Below are 20,872 nucleotides of genomic sequence, written 5' to 3' on the forward strand. Positions count from 1 at the left end.
GCTAAAGATGTTTACACCCCCATTTATTCTGTCGATTGCCGGCGGCGGTAGCACCTACACGCCAGGTATTGTGAAAAGCCTGATGGTACGTCTGCATGATTTCCCTCTGGCAGAGATCCGCCTGTATGACATTGACGAGGCGCGCCAGAACACCATTGCGCCCGTGGTGGAGAAGGTTATTCGCGACCACAGCCAGAGCATCAAATTCACCGTCACCAGCGACCCAGAAGTGGCCTTCAGCGGCGCGCATTTTGTTTTTGCCCAGATGCGCGTCGGACAGTACAAAATGCGCGAGCAGGATGAAAAGATCCCGCTGCGCCACGGGGTGGTCGGCCAGGAAACCTGCGGACCCGGCGGGCTGGCATATGGCCTGCGTACTATCCTGCCGATGGTAGAGCTGATCGATCGGGTGGAACGCTACGCGCACGAAAAGGCGTGGATCGTGAACTACTCCAACCCGGCGGCGATTGTCGCTGAGGGCGTGCGTCGCCTGCGCCCCAACGCACGCGTGCTGAACATCTGCGATATGCCGGTTGCCGCGATGCGCAATATGGGCGCCATTCTGGGCGTGGATCGCCATAAACTGGAGGTGGACTATTTTGGCCTCAACCATTTCGGCTGGTTTACCCGCGTGCGGGTGGACGGCGAGGACAAGCTGCCGGAGCTGCGTAAACATATCGCGAAGTTTGGCCTGCTGACGGAAGATGCCGCGAAAACCGACCCGCAGCACTCGGATCCGTCGTGGGTGAAAACCTGGCGCAACATCAAGCCGATTATGGATAACTTCCCGGAGTACCTGCCGAACCCGTATCTACAGTACTACCTGATGCCAAACCAGATTGTGGAGCATCAGAACCCTGACTATACCCGCGCCAACGAAGTGATGAACGGGCGTGAGAAAAAGCTGTTTGCCGCCGCCGAAGAGTACCAGCGCACCGGAATTTTACCGGACGCCTTCCACGTAGGTGTTCACGGCGAATTTATCGTCGATGTCGCCTGCTCACTGGCGTTCAACCTGCGCCAACGCCATCTGGTGATGGTGGAAAACCGCGGGGCGATTACCAACCTGCCGTACGATGCGGTGGTGGAAGTGCCTGCCTATATCACCTCCGAAGGGCCGGAGCCTGTCCGCGTGGGTCAAGTGCCGCTGTTCCACCAGACGCTCCTGCAACAGCAGCTGGCCTCTGAACAGCTGCTGGTTGAGGCAACCATCGAAGGCAGCTACGAGAAAGCGTTGCAGGCGTTTACTCTGAACCGCACCGTGCCGACCATGGAGCACGCGAAAGCGATTCTGGATGAGATGATCGAAGCCAACCGCGACTACTGGCCTGCGCTGCAAAAGGCCTGGCAGGACGGTGAAGCGGTGAAAAAATAGGGGCTTGCTCGCGAGTTGAACGTGGTTAGCTTGTCGGTGTCAGAAAAAACACCGACAATCCTTTTTTACGGAAAAGAATGGAGGCAACCATGTCCACCTCATATTTTGTCGCTGCCGACTGGCTGATTGAGCACGGCGACGACCCGGAAGTTCAGATTATCGACGCGCGCATGGCCCCTCCGGGCCAGGAGCATCGTGACGTTCCCGCTGAATACCGTGCAGGGCACCTGCCTGGCGCGGTATTTTTTGATATCGAAGCCCTCTCCGATCACACCTCTCCCCTGCCGCACATGCTGCCTCGCCCGGAAGCGTTTTCCGTGGCGATGCGCGAGCTGGGCATCAGCAAAGATAAACATCTTGTTGTTTACGATGAAGGTAATCTGTTTTCCGCGCCGCGAGCGTGGTGGATGCTGAAAAACTTCGGCGTGGAAAAGGTATCGATTCTGGCGGGCGGACTTGCAGGCTGGAAGCGCGACGAACTACCGCTTCAGCAGGGTGACGTCACGCTGCCGGAAGGGGAATTTGATGCCACGTTTGACGCTAACGTGGTCAAGCGCCTGACCGACGTGCTGGTCGTGAGCCACGAAAACACGGCGCAAATCGTCGATGCGCGTCCCGCTCCACGTTTCAACGCAGAAGCGGACGAGCCGCGTCCGGGACTGAAACGCGGACATATCCCGGGGGCGCTGAACGTACCGTGGGGCGATCTGGTGTTTGAAGGCGAGCTGAAAACCACCGATGAATTGCGTGCCATTTTTGAACGTCAGGGCGTGGATTTGCATCGTCCGGTTATTGCCAGCTGCGGCTCCGGCGTGACGGCCTGCGTGGTGATCCTGGCGCTGGCAACCCTTGGCGCGAATGACGTGACTCTGTACGACGGCGCCTGGAGTGAATGGGGTGCACGGGACGATCTGCCGGTTGAACCGGCGAAATAATGGATAACCGCCTGGCAACGCTGTTAACGCGCGGATCGTCGCTGACCCGCGCGGAGTATCGCGTCCTCGCCCACCTCACTGAGCATCCATTGCTGGTGGGCAACATCACGGTGCGCGAGCTGGCGCAGGCGACATTTGTCTCTACCGCGACGATTATGCGGCTGTGTCAGAAGCTGGGGTTTAGCGGCTTTAGCGAGTTTATCTGGCACTGCAAGCAGTTGCTTTCTGACACGCCGCATATCACCGTACAGCCTGAGCAACATGCGGAAATGCCCGGGCTTTTTACCCGGTTCGTTGCCAACTATCAGCAGACCTTCCAGTGGGTCACTCAGGACAAACGCCAGCAGTTTGCCAGCCTGCTGCGCCAGAAAGAGAGCTTCTTTCTCTACGGCGCCGGGTTTTCGTACCTTTTTGCCGAGTACCTGACCAAGAAGTTGCAGGTGCTGGGAAAAACGGCGTTCATCTCCGGGCCGGGAGACAGCCGGAATATTTTTCTCAGCAACGCCGCGCGCTATCAGGTGTTTATTGCCGTTTCACGCAGCGGCGAAACGGAGCAGGTACTGGATAAAGCGCGGATCGCCAAAAACGTCGGCATGACGATCGTCGCGTTTACCCGCGCGTCGGCCAATACGCTGGCGGGTATGGCGGACGTGCATTTTGCCCTCTATGACGAAGCGGTACATTTCGCCGCCGAAGCCGCAGGGGTAACGTCGTTTGAGTCGAATCTGGTGCTGCTGATGGATTTACTGCTGCTGGAAGCAACGGGGTGAAGGTCACCCCGCCGTAATCAGATAATGCGGTTGGTCTTGAGATCGCGCAGGAAGCCGCCCCAGCGACGCTCGTAGAACGGGGTGATGTGCTCGGTAATAAAGTGGCTGATCCCCTTCTCACCTTTCTTCACCTGACAGATATCAATCGGCTCATCGCCCGGCAGGGTGTCGGTTGCCACGCTTCCCGCTGCCTGGATGATCTCGTCGATATCGCCGTCGGCCTCAATCCCTATCAGCAGAACAGGCTTTTCGTCAGCGCTCTCTTTGATGGAGCAGAGAAACGCGCGTTTTACCGGCTTGATGATTTTAAACAGCGTGGTCAGGGAGTCAATCATCTGCGCGGGCGGCTCGGCCACTTCAGACAGCAGCAGCGTTTCGCCCCCTTCCAGCACCTCCTGAGTGCTGAGCGGGTTGCCCTCGTCACCAATCAGGTGGCTGATTTCGCGCGGAGTAAACTCTTTCCCGGTCGGCAGTTTGGCGTTGAGGAACAGCGTCTGCCCCAGGGTCATTTCGAACAACGTGCGCACCGGCATCACCACGAACGCCTGTTCGTCTTCTACCGCTTCCTGCAAGGCCTCGAGCGAAGTAAAGAACGGGATCACCGAGGTGCCGTCGTCTTTCTCCCAGTGCAGCAGATCCAGCGCGCTGTCTTCGACAACCTGCTCCCCTTCCGCCGCGGTGCCCGGCACCCAGACGGTGGATTCCAGCAGCGTGCGGAAAAAGGCCGGACGGTGGGCGGGTTCGGTCGCCGCCTGCTCCAGCAGGGTTTCTAATTCGTTTTTGGTTTCTGACATAGTTTGGCTACTTCAAAAAACGCCGGGTGGCGCTTCGCTTACCCGGCCTACAAAACCGTAGGCCCGTGCAAGCGCAGCGCCGCCGGGCAATATGATGACTCCGAAGGCGCGCGTAAGCGTAGCGCTACCCGGCAAAAAAGATCACTCAGCCGTCAGCAGGTTCGCCACGGTACGCACGCCCAGACCGGTCGCACCCGCAGACCACTGCTCAACCGCCGCTTTACGGTAGGTTGCGGAGCAGTCAATGTGCAGCCAGCCTTCATGGTAGTTCTCAACGAAGTGAGACAGGAAGCCTGCTGCGGTGCTTGCCCCCGCCGGGTACGCTGCGTTCGCGGTGTTGTTCAGCTCGGCGAAGTTGGACGGCAGCTGGCTGCGGTGGAACTCGGCCAGCGGCAGACGCCAGAACGGTTCGTTTTCCGCCGCCGCGCTGGCCAGCAGGCGATCGGCCAGCTTGTCGTCGAAGCTGAACAGGGCGTGATAGTCGTTACCCAGCGCCGTTTTCGCCGCGCCGGTCAGGGTTGCCATGTCGATAATCAGCTCCGGCTTCTGCGCAGAGGCGTCGATCAGGCCATCGGCCAGCACCAGACGGCCTTCGGCGTCGGTGTTCATCACCTCAACGTTTTTACCGTTGCGGTAGCGAATGATGTCGCCCAGCTTGAAGGCGTTGCCGCTCACCATGTTGTCCGCGCAGCACAGGTAGAGCTTCACGCGCTTGTTCAGGCCACGGGTGATGGCGAACGCCAGCGCGCCGGTGATGGTGGCCGCACCGCCCATGTCGGACTTCATGGAGTCCATGAACGCGCTCTGCTTCAGGCTGTAGCCGCCGGTGTCGAAAGTGATGCCTTTTCCGACCAGACAGGCAAAGACCGGCGCTTCTTTATCGCCGGTTGGGTTGTAATCCAGCGCCAGCAGGACCGGAGGACGCTCGGAGCCACGGCCCACGGTGTGGATGCCCATGTAGTTCTGCTCGCGCAGGTCTTCACCTTTGGTGATGCGGTAAGACATCTTGTCGCCCGCCACGCCGCACAGCAGGTCGACGGCGCGCTGCGCCAGCTGCTCAGGGCCTAACTCTTCCGCCGGGGCGTTGATGGTGTCGCGCACCCAGTCGATAATTTGCAGGCGGCTTTCCAGCTCTTTCTGACTGGCTTCGTCGAGGTTCGTCCACTCGATTTTGCGGGTGCCTTTCGGGCCTTTGTAGCCTGCCCAGAACGCCCAGCTGCGGTCGGTGTCCCAGCCTTCGCCTTCCAGCGACACATGCTTAATGCCAAGGCCGTCAATTTTACGCGCGGCGCGCTGGATCAGGCCCAAATCATCATTGCCCGTCAGGTGCAGGGTAATACCGTCGTTGTTGATGCTGTAGGTGGCTTTTTCGCCCCAGCGTGAGTCGGCTGGCTGCGTGGAGAGCGTAATCTTCATCGCTTCGGTCATTTTATTTATCCTTATTAGCAACTAGCAAACGGGCCGCCTGAAGGCAGCCCGTTTATGTTATCTATTCTGCTTCATCTAACCAGACTAACAGAATCGCCTCCAGAATTTTTTCATTGGATGCGTTTGGATCGTCGTCAAAATCTTCCAGATCGCAAATCCACTGATGCATATCGGTGAATCGTACGGTCTTCGGATCGAGATCCGGGTTCGCGTCGTAGAGCGCCTCGCCGATTTCACGGCTGTCTGTCCACTTCAGTCCCATATCAATGCTCGCGTGCGTGGTTGATGGTGTAACGTGGGAACTCTACGACCAGATCTTCATCGGTCACCGCGGCCTGGCAGCTTAAGCGGCTGTCGGGCTCCAGACCCCATGCTTTGTCCAGCATGTCGTCTTCGTCTTCGGTGCTCTCTGCAAGCGAGTCGAAACCTTCACGCACGATGCAGTGGCACGTTGTGCAGGCACAGGATTTTTCACAGGCGTGTTCCACTTCGATACCTGCACGCAGGGCTACATCGAGAATGGTTTCACCGGTCTTCGCTTCCAGAACAGCGCCATCCGGACAGAGGTCCGCATGAGGCAAAATTACAATCTTTGGCATATTAAACCTCGTCCACGGACTGGCCTTTCAGCGCGACGCGGACAGATTTGTCCATGCGGCGAGCAGCGAAGTCCTGGGTTTGTTTATCAACGTTTTTAATGGCTTCTTCTATTGCGTCAGCGTCATTGCCTTCGGCCACTGCGCTTAAGCGTGCGGCAGCCTCGTCAATGACCTGGCGCTCAGCGGCGCTTAACAGCGCGGCATCGGCAGCGAGCGCCCCGTTCAGGCTTTCCAGCACGCGGGCGGCTTCCACTTTTTGTTCGGCCAGCATACGCGCCTTCACATCCTGCTCGGCGTAGCTCATTGAGTCCTGAATCATGGAGGCGATTTCGCCATCGGTCAGGCCGTAGGACGGCTTCACCTGGATGGACGATTCCACGCCGGTGGATTTTTCCATCGCCGTGACGCTCAGCAGGCCGTCCGCATCCACCTGGAAGGTGACGCGAATATGCGCCCCGCCCGCCGGCAGCGCCGGAATTCCGCGCAGCGCAAAGCGCGCCAGAGAGCGGCAGTCCTGCACCAGCTCGCGCTCGCCCTGCATCACGTGGATGGACATCGCGGTCTGGCCGTCTTTGAAGGTAGTAAACTCCTGCGCGCGCGCCACCGGAATGGTGGTATTACGCGGAATGACTTTCTCCACCAGGCCGCCCATGGTTTCTAAACCCAGCGACAGCGGAATGACGTCCAGCAGCAGCATTTCGCTGTCCGGCTTGTTGCCGACCAGGATATCGGCCTGGATAGCGGCGCCCACGGCAACCACTTTGTCCGGGTCGATGGAGGTCAGCGGCGTGCGGCCAAAGAATTCGCCCACGCGCTCGCGCACCAGCGGCACGCGGGTTGAGCCGCCAACCATGACCACTTCCAGCACCTCGCTGGCCCCCACGCCCGCATCTTTCAATGCGCGACGGCAGGCCAGCAGGGTACGCTTAACCAGAGGCGCAATCAGTTCGCTGAACTGATTGCGGGTGATCTCACCCTGCCAGCCCGCAACGTTAACCGTGACCGACTGCGCGTCGCTCAGGGCGATTTTGGCGTCGATGGCCGCATCCAGCAGTTCACGCTGTACGCGCGCATCGCTGCGATCGCTTATGCCCGCCTGCTCGCGGATGTAGTCTGCCAGCAGATGGTCGAAGTCATCGCCGCCGAGCGCGGAATCCCCGCCGGTCGCCAGCACTTCGAACACGCCGCGGCTCAGGCGCAGGATTGAGATATCAAACGTCCCGCCGCCGAGATCGTAAACCGCAATCACCCCTTCCTGACCGGAATCGAGGCCGTAGGCAATGGCCGCCGCCGTCGGTTCGTTCAGCAGACGCAGCACATGCAGGCCCGCCAGACGCGCAGCGTCTTTGGTGCCCTGACGCTGTGCATCGTCGAAGTAGGCCGGAACGGTGATTACCACGCCGTCCAGATCGCCGCCGAGTGTCGCCGTGGCGCGCGCCGCCAGCGCTTTGAGGATGTCAGCGGAAACGCGAATCGGGTTCAGCAGACCGGCAGACGTCGCGATCATCGGCAGGCCGTTTTCGCTGGCCTGTAGCTGATACGGCAGATGCGGGTAACGGGTCTGGATATCAGCCAGCGAGCGGCCCATCATGCGCTTAACCGAGCTGATGGTATTGGCCGGATCGCGCGCGGCGTTAGCGCGGGCATCAAACCCGACCGCGTGACCCTGCTGCTGGTAGTGGACCACGGAAGGCAGCAGATGGCGGCCCTGCTCGTCAGCCAGCGTTTCCGCCTGGCCGCTGCGCACGGTCGCCACGAGGGAATTGGTGGTGCCCAGGTCAATACCGACCGCCAGACGACGCTGGTGCGGTGCGGCGCTTAAGCCTGGCTCACTAATTTGTAATAAGGCCATAATTGCTTCCGAAATTAAAAATCGAGCAGCTTTTCTTCGAGTTGTTCAGCACTGCTTCGCAGTTTATCGAGAAAACGGAGTTTGCGCACAGTGTCTGCCGCCACGTCCCAGGTCTCATTGTTCAGTTGCTCCACCATCTGCTGATGGCGGGTATCGAACATGCCCTTTACGCGCGTGATAAAGCTTTCCAGGCGCGCTTCGTCTTTAGCCTGTTCAATTTCATCCAGCTCTTCGCGCAGCTCCAGCTGTTCCATCAGAAAGGCGGTGTCGCGCACGGTATGCTGTTCGCTCGCCAGATCGAAACCGTGGAGCGAGAGCAGATATTCTGCACGCGCCAGCGGATGACGCAGCGTTTGCCAGGCCTGGTTGATGGTTGCGGAGTGTGATACCGCAGCCAGCTGCTCTGCCTGCGTCCCGCTGGCGAATTTATCCGGATGGTACTGACGCTGGAGATCCTGAAAACGGACCGTCAGCGCCTGGAGATCGATCGGGTATTGAGCGGGTAGTCCGAAGAGAGTGAAGTAATCCATAACAATCTCAGGGGTAGCCTGTTAGAACAAACCCCACGCGTAGCAAAGCCACGGTGGGGTTTCGGATGACGCGCGGTTAAACGTGGAAGCTTTCGCCGCAACCACACTCGTCTTTGACGTTCGGATTCGTGAATTTGAACCCTTCGTTCAGGCCTTCTTTTACGAAGTCCAGCTGAGTGCCGTTGAGGAATTGCAGGCTTTTGCCATCGACCACCACCTTCACGCCCTTGTCTTCAAACACGGTGTCATCAGACGCCGGTTCGTCAACAAACTCCAGTACGTAAGCCATACCAGAACAGCCGGAGGTACGTACGCCCAGTCGCAGGCCAAAGCCTTTACCACGGTTCGCCAGAAAAGAGCTTACTCGCGCGGCAGCGCTGTCGCTAAGGGTAATCGACATACTCAAACCTCAATTATTTTGCTTCACGTTTGCTTTTGTAATCCGCAATGGCGGCTTTGATCGCGTCTTCTGCCAGAATTGAGCAGTGAATTTTCACCGGCGGCAGTTCGAGTTCTTCAGCAATATCCGTGTTCTTGATTGCCTGTGCTTCGTCCAGAGACTTGCCCTTCACCCATTCGGTGACCAGGGAGCTGGAAGCGATAGCAGAACCGCAGCCGTAGGTCTTGAAGCGCGCGTCTTCAATGATACCTTCATTGTTGACTTTAATCTGCAACTTCATCACATCGCCACACGCTGGCGCGCCAACCATACCGCTACCGACAGATTCATCGCTGTTGTCAAAAGAGCCAACGTTGCGCGGGTTTTCGTAATGATCGATAACTTTTTCGCTGTATGCCATGATTAAATTCTCCTTATATACCGATTAGTGATGTGACCATTCAATGCTGTTCAGATCCACGCCCTGCTTGAACATTTCCCACAGTGGAGAAAGGTCGCGCAGACGGCCAATGGAGTTACGAACCAGTTTGATGGTGTAGTCAATCTCTTCTTCGGTAGTAAAACGACCTAAAGAGAAACGGATAGAGCTGTGTGCCAGCTCGTCAGTCATACCCAGCGCGCGCAGCACGTAGGATGGCTCCAGGCTTGCAGACGTACAGGCAGAACCGGAAGAAACCGCCAGGTCTTTCAGCGCCATGATCAGCGACTCGCCTTCAACATAGTTGAAGCTGACGTTGAGGATGTTTGGCGCGCCCTGCTCGAGATCGCCGTTCAGATACACTTCTTCCATATCTTTCACGCCGTCCCACAGACGGTTACGCAGCGTACGCAGGCGTGCCATCTCGGTTTCCATCTCTTCTTTCGCGATGCGATACGCTTCGCCCATGCCCACGATCTGGTGAACAGGCAGCGTACCGGAACGCATGCCGCGCTCGTGACCACCGCCGTGCATCTGTGCTTCGATGCGGATACGTGGCTTACGACGAACGTACAGCGCGCCGATACCTTTCGGACCATAGATTTTGTGACCGGAGAAGGACATCAGGTCCACTTTCAGCTGGCTCAGGTCGATAGGCAGTTTGCCCACGCTCTGGGTCGCATCCACGTGGTAGATGATGCCGCGCGCACGGCACATTTCGCCGATGGTTGCGATGTCCTGCACAACGCCGATTTCGTTGTTAACGTGCATGATGGAAACCAGAATGGTGTCATCACGCATGGCCGCTTCGAGCTCTTTCAGGTCGATGATCCCGTTGCTCTGCGGCGCCAGGTAAGTCACTTCGAACCCTTCACGCTCCAGCTGACGGCAGGTGTCCAGCACGGCTTTGTGTTCGGTTTTGCTGGTGATAATGTGCTTGCCTTTTTTCTGATAAAAGTTGGCAGCACCTTTGATCGCCAGGTTGTCGGATTCGGTCGCGCCGGAGGTGAAAACAATTTCACGCGGATCGGCACCAACCAGGTCAGCAATCTGATTACGGGCGATATCAACCGCCTCTTCAGCATGCCAGCCAAAACGGTGAGAACGGGAAGCTGGGTTACCAAAGTTTCCGTCCAGGGTCAGACACTGCATCATTTTCTCGGCAACACGCGGGTCCACCGGCGTGGTTGCGGAGTAATCGAGATAAATCGGTAATTTCATTGCTCTATAAACTCCGTACATCGCTTCAATGCAAGGAATCAGGCAACCGGCTGGATGTACGACCGAGTACACGGGGCGAGCTAACGCCCCGGCCTGATTCTGAAATACTTATCTTTTTATTACGCGCGCAGTTTAACGTCGATTGCGTCCTGCGAACGGGTGCTGCGCTGTGATTCATGGCTTTGCTGACGACCCGACACGTCCAGAACTTCCTGATTATTCACCAGTTCACCCAGGGTGATGTTGTTCAGGAAGCCGGTCAGACGGTCGCTCAGATCGCGCCACAGCGCGTGGGTCAGGCACTTATCGCCGCCCTGGCAGCCGCCTTTACCCTGGCAACGGGTCGCGTCGACGGATTCGTCAACGGCGCTAATCACTTCGCCAACCGCAATACTGCCTGCGTCTTTACCCAGCAGATAACCGCCGCCCGGGCCACGAACGCTGGACACCAGTCCATTTTTACGCAGTCTGGAGAACAGCTGTTCCAGGTAAGAGAGGGAAATCCCTTGTCGTTCAGAAATATCAGCCAACGGAACCGGGCCCGCTTCGGAGTTGAGCGCAACGTCCAGCATCGCGGTCACGGCATAACGCCCTTTAGATGTCAGTCTCATGTCTTACTTAACCTCAAACTCGCCCCTGCCCGGGGTTTTTTATTGTAAAATGGGGGTATTGCATAGCAGGGCCAAGTCTGACATTCCTGACTAAATTGGTCAACTATTTACTTGACTGTTTTAGTCAGGTATTTAACCTTCTGTGCCGTATTTTTTGCCCGGCGGCGCTGCGCTTGCACGGGCCTACGGGCTTTGTAGGCCGGGTAAGCGCAGCGCCACCCGGCGAACAGACGGATCTACTCTTTATTCTTCTGCTCAATCGACGCCAGAATCCCGCGCAGGATGTTCAGCTCCTGGCTTTCCGGACGCGCGCGGGTGAACATACGGCGCAGCTTGTTCATCACCTGGCCCGGGTGGCCTTCACGGATAAAGCCGGTTGAGAGCAGCGTCTGTTCCAGATGACCGTAGAAGCGCTCGAGGTCGTCCACCAGCGGGTAGGCCGTCTCTTCTTTAGGTTCGACCGGTTTCTCCTGCGTCGCCAGCCATGCCATGCGCACTTCATAGGCAATCACCTGCACCGCCATCGCCAGATTCAGCGAGCTGTATTCCGGGTTGGCGGCAATCGCCACGTGATAGTGGCACTTCTGTAATTCCTCGTTGGTCAGGCCAACACGTTCACGGCCAAACACCAGCGCAACCGGCGCCTGTTCCGCTTCTGAGATGCTTTTCAGGCCGCATTCGCGCGGGTCCAGCATCGGCCAGGGCAGCGTACGGGAGCGCGCGCTGGTCCCCACCACCAGGCTGCAACCGGCCAGAGCTTCATCCAGGGTGTCCACGATCTGCGCATTCCCGATCACGTCGCTGGCGCCGGCCGCCAGAGCAATAGCCTGAGAGTCTGGTTTCACCAGCGGATTCACCAGCCACAGGTTCGTTAAGCCCATGGTTTTCATAGCGCGGGCCACAGAGCCCATGTTGCCGGTGTGCGATGTTTCGACCAGCACGATTCGAATGTTTTGCAGCATAATTTTTAAATGTCTGGATTCAGTGTCTGAAGAATATTCGGGCATATTATCATAAACGAGAGACATAATCCGATCCCGCTGCTATACTCTGCGCCGATTTTCCTGTTCTTTAACATCCAGTGAGAGAGACCGATGCATCCGATGCTGACCATCGCCGTGCGCGCAGCGCGCAAGGCGGGTAATGTAATTGCCAAACACTACGAAACCCCAGACTCCGTAGAAACCAGCCAGAAAGGCAGCAATGATTTCGTGACGAACGTCGATAAAGCCGCAGAAGCGATTATTATCGAAACGATTCGCAAATCTTACCCGCAGCACACCATCATCACCGAAGAAAGCGGTGAACATGAAGGTACCGATCAGGATGTTCAATGGGTTATCGATCCACTGGATGGCACCACCAACTTCGTCAAACGCCTGCCACACTTCTCTGTGTCTATCGCAGTACGCATCAAAGGCCGTACTGAAGTCGCCGTTGTTTACGATCCAATGCGTAACGAACTGTTCACCGCGACCCGCGGTCAGGGCGCGCAGCTGAACGGCTACCGTCTGCGTTGCAGCAATGCACGCGATCTGGACGGCACGATTCTGGCGACCGGCTTCCCGTTCAAGGCGAAGCAGCACGCAACCACTTATATGAATATCCTGGGCAAGCTGTTCACCGAATGCGCGGACTTCCGTCGCACCGGCTCTGCTGCACTGGATCTGGCCTACGTCGCAACCGGCCGCGTTGACGGTTACTTTGAGCTGTCACTGAAGCCGTGGGACTTCGCGGCGGGCGAGCTGATCGCTCGTGAAGCAGGCGCGATTGTTTGCGACTTCACCGGCGGCCATAACTATATGTCTACCGGCAACATCGTTGCAGGTAACCCGCGCGTTGTTAAAGCCATGCTGGCAAACATGCGTGATGAACTGAGCGATGCGCTGAAGCGTTAATTCAGTCTGTTAAGCCCGGTGGCGCCACGCTTACCGGGCCTACAACACGCCTCAGATACGGCTAGAAAGGCCGCACCCCCCTACCCACCGGCACCGCACTCATCCACATTGTCACCGCAGCCACCAGCAGAATCACCCCGCCCGCCAGCGCAAGCGTTGTCCAGCCAACCTGTCGCCACAATACCGGCGTTTTATTGCCGCTGAGTTTTACCGCCAGCTGACGAAAGCTGTGCACCAGCAGGGCTAACGAAGAGATCGTCAGAGACGTTCCCGCCGCCATCGCCAGCGCCGAGAGCATGCCCCAGCCAAATACGCCTGTCACTTTGCTGAACAACAGCACCATGATTGCGCCCGAGCATGGACGCATCCCCATGGAGAGAACAATCATCAGGCGCGCACGCCAGTCCTCACTGTTCTGTAATTGTTCCTGCGTCGGCAGATGCTGATGCCCGCACCCGCAGTTTTCATGGTGAACGTGATGCGGTGTAAAGGATTTGAATTTTGGTTTTCGCAGCAACGCGCGCAATTTTTTCAGCGCCCGCCAGCAGAGGATCAGCCCCAGCACGCCTACCAGCGCGTAACTCCCCTTCTCCAGCCAGAAGCTGCTCATATGCAGCTGGCGGGCCGGCAGCTGTAGCAGCGAAAGGACGACCACGACCAGCGCAATCGCCACACCGCCCTGAAGTAAAGAAGAAGCCAGCGTCAGGCCGATACTCGATTTCAGCTTCGACGGATGCGTGGCAAGCCAGGTCGTGATGACGATTTTGCCGTGCCCCGGTCCCAGGGCATGCAGCACGCCATAGATAAAGCTGAACGCCAGAAGAGCGCCGCCCGCTTTGGTCGGATTTTCCGCCACGGCTTTCAGCAGACCGCTCATCTGCTGATTAACTTCCCGCTGCCAGAGGATGCTTTTCATCATCACCTGCGGCCATGCCTGCCACAGCCAGAGCGCGCCGCCAACCGCAAACAACAAAAAGAGCGCCAGAGGCCAGAGGTGCAGCCAGCGACGCGGCTTACTGACGGGAGAGGAGATCACTGACATTGTAACGTCACCTCCTGCGCAAACTGTTTACCTAACTCCATGTCTTCGGGGGGCGCATCCTCTTTATCAAGAGAAACGGCAAAGTTCAGCATCTCTTCGCTGGGTTTCGGGGTGTGCACGGCAATTTTGCAGCTTTTTTGCAGCGCGTCCGGCAGCCGTACGTCGCTGTCATTGTCATAGCGCATATCGACATAGTAGGTTGGGTCAAACGTGGAAAACCTGTACTTCTGCCCGGCCAGCGGTTGAGGGTGCGCCAGCGGAAGGATAAAGGTCAGCACCGCCTGATGACCGTCGCGGGTCATGCCGTACTCCGTGGGACGGTTAAGAAATTTCACCTTTTGTCCGTTGTGCCAGAACTCGGTGAAGTAGTGCTGACCCAGCACGTTGGCCATCACTTCCGCCGCCAGCTTTTTCCAGATCTCATCGCCAGGCTTTGCGTTTCCGGCATCGTACAGCAGGTCGGCGGAGGTGATTTCATCCATCGTCCAGCGCATCTTCAGGCCACTGAGCTGCGTGCCGTCCGTCACCAGTTCGGTTTTCAGGCTGATAAAACTGTGAGGATGTGCGCCGGCGGCGAAAGTGAAAACCGCCAAAAATAACGCTACCGCGCTTTGTTTAACTATTTGCATCTGTTCCTCACGTCAAAAATTCTGTGATGTTCGCCAGCAATCCTGAGTGAAAGGCCTGCCGGTGCGCTTTTCAGCGCCCATCCTTTAGCTATTCTTATCAAACATTCACACTGGATACCCGACAGATGATGACGACGCTTGAAATTCCATCTGTGCTTTCCAGTTCGCAGCGCCGCTGCCAGGTGCTTTTGATGCTTTACCTGCCCGATGCTGCCATCACCGCACAGAGCATAATCGCTGCCAACGGCGTGGACGACGTCATGGCACGGCAAGATATAGCCGAGACGCGCGATGAAATCCAGCGCTATCATCGGCTTGATATCGTCACGCACCATGATGGCTGCTACCGAATTGAGGGTTCCGCCCTGAATCAACGTTTGTGCCTGCTGCACTGGCTGCGCAGGGCGCTTCGGCTCTGTCCACATTTTGTCGCCCAACAGTTTACCCCTGCCTTAAAAACCGCGCTTAAACAGCACGGCATTGCCCGCCCGCTTTATGACGATGCGAACCTTCGGGCGCTTATCAACTTTTGTGCGCGCAAGCTTCAGCGCCAGTTTGAGTCCCGCGACGTACAGTTTTTACAGCTTTATCTGCAATATTGTCTGATTCAGCATCATCTGGGCAATACGCCAGAGTTTTCGCCCGTTCAGCGCAGCTGGACGCAGTCCCGAGGGGAATACTTTACGGCGCAGGAAATTGTCCGCCACTGGAAACGGCGCGTCCCGCAGGGAACGCATAGCGATGAACAGCTGTTCCTGGCGCTGCTGTTTATGATGCTTCGCACACCCGACCCGGTGATGGATAAACACCAGCAGGATCAGCGCCTGCGTCGCGCCATCGTGCGTATGATTGCCCGTTTCCGGGCGCAAACCGGGATGAACTTCAGCGATGAGCAAGGGCTGACCGATCAGCTTTATATTCATCTGGCTCAGGCGCTGGACCGCTCCTTATTTGACATCGGCATCGACAACAGTCTGCCGGAAGAGATCCACCGTTTATACCCCCGGCTGCTGCGCACCACTAAAGAGGCGCTGTTTGAGCTGGAAGCCGAATTTGGTCTGCGATTCTCCGGTGAAGAGATGGCTCTGGTGGCGGTGATTTTTGGTGCCTGGCTGATGCAGGAGACCGACCTGCATGAAAAACAGGTGGTCCTGTTAACGGGGGAAGATAAAGCCTGCGAAGCGTTAATTGAGCAGCAGCTTCGCGAGCTGACGCTGCTGCCGCTCAATATTCGTTATCTTAGCCTGGAGGCGTTTAAGAAGGAGGGCGCCCCCCGCGAGGCGGCGCTGGTCATTACGCCTTATCCAACCGCCCTGCCGCTGTTCTCGCCGCCGCTCATTCATGCCGTTGAGGCCCTGAACACGCAGCAGCAGGAACATATTCGCGTTATGCTCGAATCATAGTTACGAGCGAGCAGCCACCTTTGGGCGGATGACGATGGCAGGTAAAGCGACCAGCGCCATCACCCAGAACACACTGTGCCCCAGGTGCTGATAGAGGAAACCGGCAAATACGGTCATCACCGCAATACTGCCGCCCATCGCCACCGCTGAATAGACCGCCTGAAGACGAATAACGTCCCCACCCTCTCGCGCCGCGATGTAGCGCATCGCCGCCAGATGGCACACGGTGAAGGTTCCGCAGTGCAGAATTTGCGCCACAATCAGCCACGGCAGCTCAGTCGTCCAGCCCATGATGCCCCAGCGCACCACGCCGCAAACGGCGGAAAGCAGCAGCAGGTCACGCGCCCCGAAACGACGGAAAAGTTTTTGGCTCAGCGCGAAGATAATGACCTCCGCCACCACGCCGAGCGACCACAGGTAGCCTACCGCAGAAGCCGAGTAGCCCGCCCCCTGCCAGTAGATGGCGCTGAAGCCGTAATAGGCCGCATGTGCCCCCTGGAGCAGACAGACGCAGGCCAGGAAACGCCAGCTTTGCGCCACCAGCGAGCGCCAGGCGGGCCAGCCAGCGCTCTCCTGATGGCGGCTTTCGCCCTGCGGCATCACCGACGGACGCAGCAACATACCGAGCAGCATCGAGGCGATGCCGAGCGTTAACAGCGCCAGAATGGCACGATAGTCATAGAGGCTGACCAGTTTCCCGACCAGCGCAGAGCCGATCACGAAGGCAATCGATCCCCACAGGCGCACGCGGCCATAGTCCATGGTGATCTGCTTTTGCCAGGTGTTCGCCAGGGCATCCGTCAGCGGCACCAGCGGGGAGAAGAACAGATTAAAGCCAACCATTACCACCATCAGCCAGGCAAACTGATGGCTGACCCAGAAGCAGGCCGCAAAGACCAGCGTCAGCAGGGCCAGAATTCGCACCGCTTTAATCAGTAAGGAGGGATCGCTGACGCGGGGCGCAATCAGCAGGCTACCCAGGAAACGTGCCACCAGCCCCGCGCCCAGCAGGATGCCAATGGTCTCAGGCGTCAGACCAATTCCCTTGAGCCAGACGCTCCAGAAAGGCAAAAAAATACCGTAACTAAAGAAATAGGTGAAATAGCTGAGCGCCAGCCAGCGCGTGGAATGCAAGGCCATGAATCCCTCCCGAAATGGAGGCGATAGTCTGGCGTTAATCCCTGACTTTAGCAAGTCGTTAGCGCGCTATAAATTAACGATAAATTAACATCATGGACAGCCGGTCGGCGTATGGCGAGAGCGGCAAAATTGTATTACGTTTAAAGAACATCGCCTGAAGAGGTCGTTTGCCATGAACAACTTACGTTATTTCGATTTCGGCTCCTCTCGTTCTTTCCTGCTTTTAATTGCCCGCATTGCTATTGTGGTCCTGTTTATTATTTTCGGTTATCCCAAGCTGACGGGGTTTAGCGGCACCGTTCAGTATATGACGTCGCTCGGCGCCCCCATGCCCATGCTGGCCGCCATTGTTGCGGTGGTGATGGAAGTCCCCGCCGCGATTCTGATTGTGCTGGGCTTTTTCACCCGCCCCCTCGCGGTGATCTTTGTCTTCTATACGCTGGGAACGGCGGTGATTGGTCACCACTACTGGGATATGACGGGCGATGCGGTTCTGCCAAATATGATTAACTTCTACAAAAATGTAAGTATCGCTGGCGGCTTTATTTTGCTGGCGATTACCGGGCCGGGGGCCATCTCCCTCGACCGACGTTAGCCCATAAAAAAAGGCCGCATGAGCGGCCTTTTTCAGTTCTGCGACGCAGAGAATTATGCGTAAACCGGGAAGCGTGCGCAGATGTCCAGCACTTTACCTTTAACGCGCTCGATAACCGCGTCGTCATTGATGTTGTCCAGAACGTCACACATCCAGCCCGCCAGCTCTTTCACTTCCGCTTCTTTAAAGCCACGGCGAGTTACGGCCGGAGAACCGATACGGATACCGGAGGTCACGAACGGGCTCTTCGGATCGTTTGGCACGCTGTTTTTGTTCACGGTGATGTTGGCGCGACCGAGGGCTGCGTCAGCTTCTTTACCGGTCAGGTTCTTATCAACCAGGTCCAGCAGGAACAGGTGGTTTTCAGTCCCGCCAGAGACCACTTTGTAGCCACGGTTCAGGAACACTTCCACCATCGCTTTGGCGTTTTTAGCAACCTGCTGCTGATAAACCTTGAACTCTGGCTCCATCGCTTCTTTCAGCGCGACGGCTTTCGCGGCAATAACGTGCATCAGCGGGCCGCCCTGGGCGCTTGGGAACACGGCGGAGTTCAGCTTTTTGTACAGCTCTTCGTCACCGCCTTTCGCCAGGATCAGACCACCGCGTGGACCCGCCAGGGTTTTGTGGGTAGTGGTGGTCACAACGTGCGCATGTGGAACCGGGTTCGGGTAAACGCCTGCCGCAATCAGACCGGCAACGTGCGCCATGTCGACGAACAGGTACGCACCGATGCTGTCAGCGATTTCACGCATTTTTGCCCAGTCAACGATGCCGGAGTAAGCAGAGAAGCCACCGATGATCATCTTCGGCTTGTGCTCTTTGGCCTGCTTCGCCATGTCTTCATAGTCAATTTTACCGGACTCATCAATACCGTAAGGGATGATGTTGTACAGTTTGCCAGAGAAGTTAACCGGGGAGCCGTGAGTCAGGTGGCCGCCCTGCGCCAGGTTCATACCCAGAACAGTATCGCCCGGCTGCAACAGCGCGGTGTAAACAGCGAAGTTAGCCTGAGAGCCAGAGTGCGGCTGGACGTTCGCGTAGTCAGCGCCAAAGAGTTCTTTCGCACGGTCAATCGCCAGCTGCTCAACGATATCAACGTATTCGCAACCGCCGTAGTAGCGCTTGCCCGGATAACCTTCAGCATATTTGTTGGTCAGCTGAGAACCCTGCGCCTGCATCACGCGCGGGCTGGTGTAGTTTTCGGAGGCGATCAGTTCGATGTGCTCTTCCTGACGTACTTTTTCCTGCTCCATAGCCTGCCACAGTTCGGCATCATAATCGGCAATGTTCATTTCACGCTTTAACATCCGCATCTCCTGACTCAGCTAACAAGTAAATTTTTGGCCTGAAAAGGCAGTCCTGTTGGACGACGGGCAACAGTATAACTGAATAGTTCTGCGATAACAGGTCTTGACAAACGATTTTACGCAAACGTTTACCTCCACGCCACGCAAGGGTTTGAGCAATAAAGCTCTCGCCATTTTCAACGGATTTCTTTTCAGCTTTGTGATGCATATTTTTCACGATGCAAAGAACCATTTACATTGCAGGGGTATTTTTATAAGATGCATCCAAAATACATCATTAAAGTAACATCAGAAGGAAGCTGCTATGCTCGACGCCCAAACCATCGCTACCGTGAAAGCCACAATCCCCCTGCTGGTTGAAACGGGTCCTAAACTGACCGCCCATTTCTACGATCGCATGTTCGCGCATAACCCGGAGCTCAAAGAGATTTTCAACATGAGCAACCAGCGTAACGGCGATCAGCGCGAAGCGCTGTTTAACGCTATTGCCGCCTATGCCAGCAACATCGAAAACCTGCCGGCTCTGCTGCCTGCGGTGGAAAAAATCGCGCAGAAGCACACCAGCTTCCAGATCAAACCTGAGCAGTACAACATCGTCGGCAGTCACCTGCTGGCAACCCTGGACGAAATGTTCAGCCCGGGCCAGGAGGTACTGGATGCCTGGGGTAAGGCCTATGGCGTACTGGCAAACGTATTCATCAACCGTGAAGCGCAGATCTACAGCGAAAACGCCAGCAAGAATGGCGGCTGGGAAGGCACGCGCGCCTTCCGCATCGTTGAGAAAACCCCGCGCAGCGCACTGATCACCAGCTTTGAGTTTGAGCCAGTGGACGGTCAGCCGGTTGCCGATTACCAGCCGGGCCAGTATCTGGGCGTCTGGCTGAAGCCTGAAGGCTTCCCGCACCAGGAGATTCGCCAGTACTCCCTGACCCGCAAGCCAGACGGCAAAGGCTATCGCATTGCGGTTAAACGTGAGGAAGGCGGTCAGGTATCCAACTGGCTGCATAACGAAGCCAGCGTGGGCGACGTGGTCCATCTGGCGGCACCGGCGGGCGATTTCTTTATGGCCGTTGAAACGAATACCCCGGTGACGCTGATCTCCGCAGGCGTAGGTCAGACGCCAATGCTGGCGATGCTGGATACGCTGGCGAAAGCAAACCACAGCGCGCAGGTTAACTGGTTCCACGCGGCGGAGAACGGTGATGTGCACGCCTTTGCGGATGAAGTCAAAGCGCTCGGAGCGACCCTGCCGCGTTTCACCGCGCATACCTGGTATCGCCTGCCGACGGAGGCAGACCGCGCAGCGGCTCGTTTCGACAGCGAAGGCCTGATGAATTTAGGGCAGCATGAAGGGGCGTTCAGCGCACCGGGGATGCAGTTCTACGTTTGTGGGCCAGTAGCGTTTATGCAGTATGCCGCGAAGCAGCTGGTAGACCTGGGCGTGAATAAAGACAACATTCATTACGAATGTTTCGGCCCGCATAAAGTGCTGTAATCGCCCGGCGGCGCTGCGCTTGCACGGGCCTACGAAGGGTTTTTTAGGCCGGGTACGCGCAGCGCCACCCGGCAAGAATGTTAAATCGCCGCGTCGTCTTCTTCGCCGGTACGGATACGGATCACGCGCGCCACGTCAAAGACGAAGATTTTCCCGTCGCCAATTTTACCGGTCTGCGCCGTGCGGATGATGGTATCCACACAGGTATCGACGATATCATCGCTCACCACGATCTCGATTTTCACTTTCGGCAGAAAGTCCACCATGTACTCTGCGCCACGGTATAGCTCGGTGTGGCCCTTCTGACGACCAAAACCTTTCACTTCAGTTACGGTCATCCCGGTGATGCCTACTTCTGCCAGCGCTTCACGTACATCATCCAGTTTGAAAGGTTTAATAATCGCATCAATCTTTTTCATGGTGGGTCCTT

The 20,872-nt window shown here is 57.1% G+C and carries 23 protein-coding genes; 7 read left to right on the top strand and 16 right to left on the bottom strand.

The window, feature by feature from the left end; translation table 11 throughout:
* Positions 1–7 precede the first annotated feature (7 nt).
* The 3 genes from SK50_RS18605 (at position 8) to SK50_RS18615 (ending at position 3,080) form a co-directional block, all read left to right on the top strand.
* Positions 8–1,375: a 6-phospho-alpha-glucosidase gene (locus SK50_RS18605; RefSeq protein ID WP_017692919.1), complete on the top strand. Its 1,368-nt coding sequence runs from the start codon at positions 8–10 to the stop codon at positions 1,373–1,375.
* An 89-nt stretch (positions 1,376–1,464) separates the two neighbouring features.
* Positions 1,465–2,310, top strand: coding sequence for a 3-mercaptopyruvate sulfurtransferase (sseA, locus tag SK50_RS18610; RefSeq protein WP_017383536.1), 846 nt, complete (start codon positions 1,465–1,467; stop codon positions 2,308–2,310).
* The gene (locus tag SK50_RS18615; RefSeq protein WP_017692918.1) at positions 2,310–3,080 is read left to right on the top strand and encodes a MurR/RpiR family transcriptional regulator; all 771 of its coding nucleotides are present in this window, start codon (positions 2,310–2,312) and stop codon (positions 3,078–3,080) included. The genes sseA and SK50_RS18615 overlap by 1 nt, the downstream gene beginning before the upstream one ends.
* Before the next feature lie 17 nt (positions 3,081–3,097).
* Here SK50_RS18615 and sseB read toward each other — a convergent pair whose 3' ends face one another.
* The 11 genes from sseB to trmJ all read right to left on the bottom strand — a co-directional run bounded on the left by sseB (position 3,098) and on the right by trmJ (position 11,895).
* Positions 3,098–3,874, bottom strand: coding sequence for an enhanced serine sensitivity protein SseB (gene sseB, locus SK50_RS18620; protein WP_017692917.1), 777 nt, complete (start codon positions 3,872–3,874; stop codon positions 3,098–3,100).
* Between the two features lie 141 nt (positions 3,875–4,015).
* Positions 4,016–5,302, bottom strand: coding sequence for an aminopeptidase PepB (pepB, locus tag SK50_RS18625; protein ID WP_017692916.1), 1,287 nt, complete (start codon positions 5,300–5,302; stop codon positions 4,016–4,018).
* A 61-nt stretch (positions 5,303–5,363) separates the two neighbouring features.
* Positions 5,364–5,564 carry a Fe-S cluster assembly protein IscX gene (iscX, locus tag SK50_RS18630; RefSeq protein WP_003860650.1) on the bottom strand — a complete coding sequence of 67 codons (201 nt, stop codon included), beginning with the start codon at positions 5,562–5,564 and terminating at the stop codon, positions 5,364–5,366.
* Position 5,565: 1 nt separating this feature from the next.
* A complete protein-coding gene (gene fdx, locus SK50_RS18635) occupies positions 5,566–5,901 on the bottom strand; it encodes an ISC system 2Fe-2S type ferredoxin (RefSeq protein ID WP_003860652.1) in 336 nt (111 codons plus the stop codon).
* 1 nt (position 5,902) lies between these two features.
* Complete coding sequence (gene hscA / locus SK50_RS18640; RefSeq protein ID WP_048229811.1) at positions 5,903–7,753, bottom strand: Fe-S protein assembly chaperone HscA; 1,851 nt, start codon at positions 7,751–7,753, stop codon at positions 5,903–5,905.
* Between the two features lie 14 nt (positions 7,754–7,767).
* On the bottom strand, positions 7,768–8,283 hold the full coding sequence (gene hscB, locus SK50_RS18645; RefSeq protein WP_003860657.1) for a co-chaperone HscB: 516 nt from the start codon (positions 8,281–8,283) through the stop codon (positions 7,768–7,770).
* Positions 8,284–8,359: 76 nt separating this feature from the next.
* Positions 8,360–8,683: an iron-sulfur cluster assembly protein IscA gene (gene iscA / locus SK50_RS18650; protein ID WP_003860659.1), complete on the bottom strand. Its 324-nt coding sequence runs from the start codon at positions 8,681–8,683 to the stop codon at positions 8,360–8,362.
* A gap of 13 nt (positions 8,684–8,696) precedes the next feature.
* A complete protein-coding gene (iscU, locus tag SK50_RS18655; RefSeq protein ID WP_003860661.1) occupies positions 8,697–9,083 on the bottom strand; it encodes a Fe-S cluster assembly scaffold IscU in 387 nt (128 codons plus the stop codon).
* A 24-nt stretch (positions 9,084–9,107) separates the two neighbouring features.
* Positions 9,108–10,322, bottom strand: coding sequence for a cysteine desulfurase (iscS, locus tag SK50_RS18660; protein ID WP_003860663.1), 1,215 nt, complete (start codon positions 10,320–10,322; stop codon positions 9,108–9,110).
* A 119-nt stretch (positions 10,323–10,441) separates the two neighbouring features.
* Entirely contained in the window at positions 10,442–10,933 is a 492-nt protein-coding gene (gene iscR, locus SK50_RS18665; protein WP_015572158.1) for a Fe-S cluster assembly transcriptional regulator IscR, read from the bottom strand.
* Positions 10,934–11,169: 236 nt separating this feature from the next.
* Entirely contained in the window at positions 11,170–11,895 is a 726-nt protein-coding gene (gene trmJ / locus SK50_RS18670; protein WP_015572157.1) for a tRNA (cytosine(32)/uridine(32)-2'-O)-methyltransferase TrmJ, read from the bottom strand.
* Between the two features lie 132 nt (positions 11,896–12,027).
* Here trmJ and suhB point away from each other — a divergent pair, with 132 nt between their 5' ends.
* Positions 12,028–12,831, top strand: a complete 804-nt coding sequence (suhB, locus tag SK50_RS18675; RefSeq protein WP_003860668.1) for an inositol-1-monophosphatase — start codon at positions 12,028–12,030, stop codon at positions 12,829–12,831.
* 61 nt (positions 12,832–12,892) lie between these two features.
* Here suhB and SK50_RS18680 read toward each other — a convergent pair whose 3' ends face one another.
* Together SK50_RS18680 and SK50_RS18685 are read right to left on the bottom strand one after the other, a co-directional pair.
* Positions 12,893–13,873, bottom strand: a complete 981-nt coding sequence (locus SK50_RS18680) for a nickel/cobalt transporter (protein ID WP_045344298.1) — start codon at positions 13,871–13,873, stop codon at positions 12,893–12,895.
* Positions 13,864–14,502 (bottom strand): DUF1007 family protein, encoded by a 639-nt coding sequence (locus tag SK50_RS18685; RefSeq protein ID WP_045344297.1) that lies wholly within the window; start codon positions 14,500–14,502, stop codon positions 13,864–13,866. The genes SK50_RS18680 and SK50_RS18685 overlap by 10 nt, the downstream gene beginning before the upstream one ends.
* A 125-nt stretch (positions 14,503–14,627) precedes the next feature.
* On the opposite strand from SK50_RS18685, the gene csiE reads away from it, so the two are divergent.
* A complete protein-coding gene (csiE, locus tag SK50_RS18690) occupies positions 14,628–15,905 on the top strand; it encodes a stationary phase inducible protein CsiE (protein ID WP_015572154.1) in 1,278 nt (425 codons plus the stop codon).
* On the opposite strand, the gene SK50_RS18695 is transcribed toward csiE, so the two are convergent.
* Positions 15,906–17,045, bottom strand: coding sequence for a 3-phenylpropionate MFS transporter (locus tag SK50_RS18695; protein ID WP_045344296.1), 1,140 nt, complete (start codon positions 17,043–17,045; stop codon positions 15,906–15,908).
* Positions 17,046–17,217: 172 nt separating this feature from the next.
* Here SK50_RS18695 and SK50_RS18700 point away from each other — a divergent pair, with 172 nt between their 5' ends.
* The gene (locus tag SK50_RS18700) at positions 17,218–17,640 is read left to right on the top strand and encodes a DoxX family protein (protein WP_015572152.1); all 423 of its coding nucleotides are present in this window, start codon (positions 17,218–17,220) and stop codon (positions 17,638–17,640) included.
* 53 nt (positions 17,641–17,693) lie between these two features.
* On the opposite strand, the gene glyA is transcribed toward SK50_RS18700, so the two are convergent.
* Positions 17,694–18,947, bottom strand: coding sequence for a serine hydroxymethyltransferase (gene glyA, locus SK50_RS18705; RefSeq protein ID WP_003860678.1), 1,254 nt, complete (start codon positions 18,945–18,947; stop codon positions 17,694–17,696).
* A 304-nt stretch (positions 18,948–19,251) separates the two neighbouring features.
* Between glyA and hmpA the strand changes: the two genes are divergently transcribed.
* Positions 19,252–20,442 carry an NO-inducible flavohemoprotein gene (hmpA, locus tag SK50_RS18715; RefSeq protein WP_017383546.1) on the top strand — a complete coding sequence of 397 codons (1,191 nt, stop codon included), beginning with the start codon at positions 19,252–19,254 and terminating at the stop codon, positions 20,440–20,442.
* 80 nt (positions 20,443–20,522) lie between these two features.
* Here the strand turns inward: hmpA and glnB are convergent, their stop codons facing one another.
* Entirely contained in the window at positions 20,523–20,861 is a 339-nt protein-coding gene (gene glnB / locus SK50_RS18720) for a nitrogen regulatory protein P-II (RefSeq protein ID WP_003860685.1), read from the bottom strand.
* Positions 20,862–20,872 lie beyond the last annotated feature (11 nt).

The organism is Enterobacter sp. BWH64, assembly GCF_001037645.1.
GTDB lineage: Bacteria > Pseudomonadota > Gammaproteobacteria > Enterobacterales > Enterobacteriaceae > Enterobacter > Enterobacter hormaechei_C.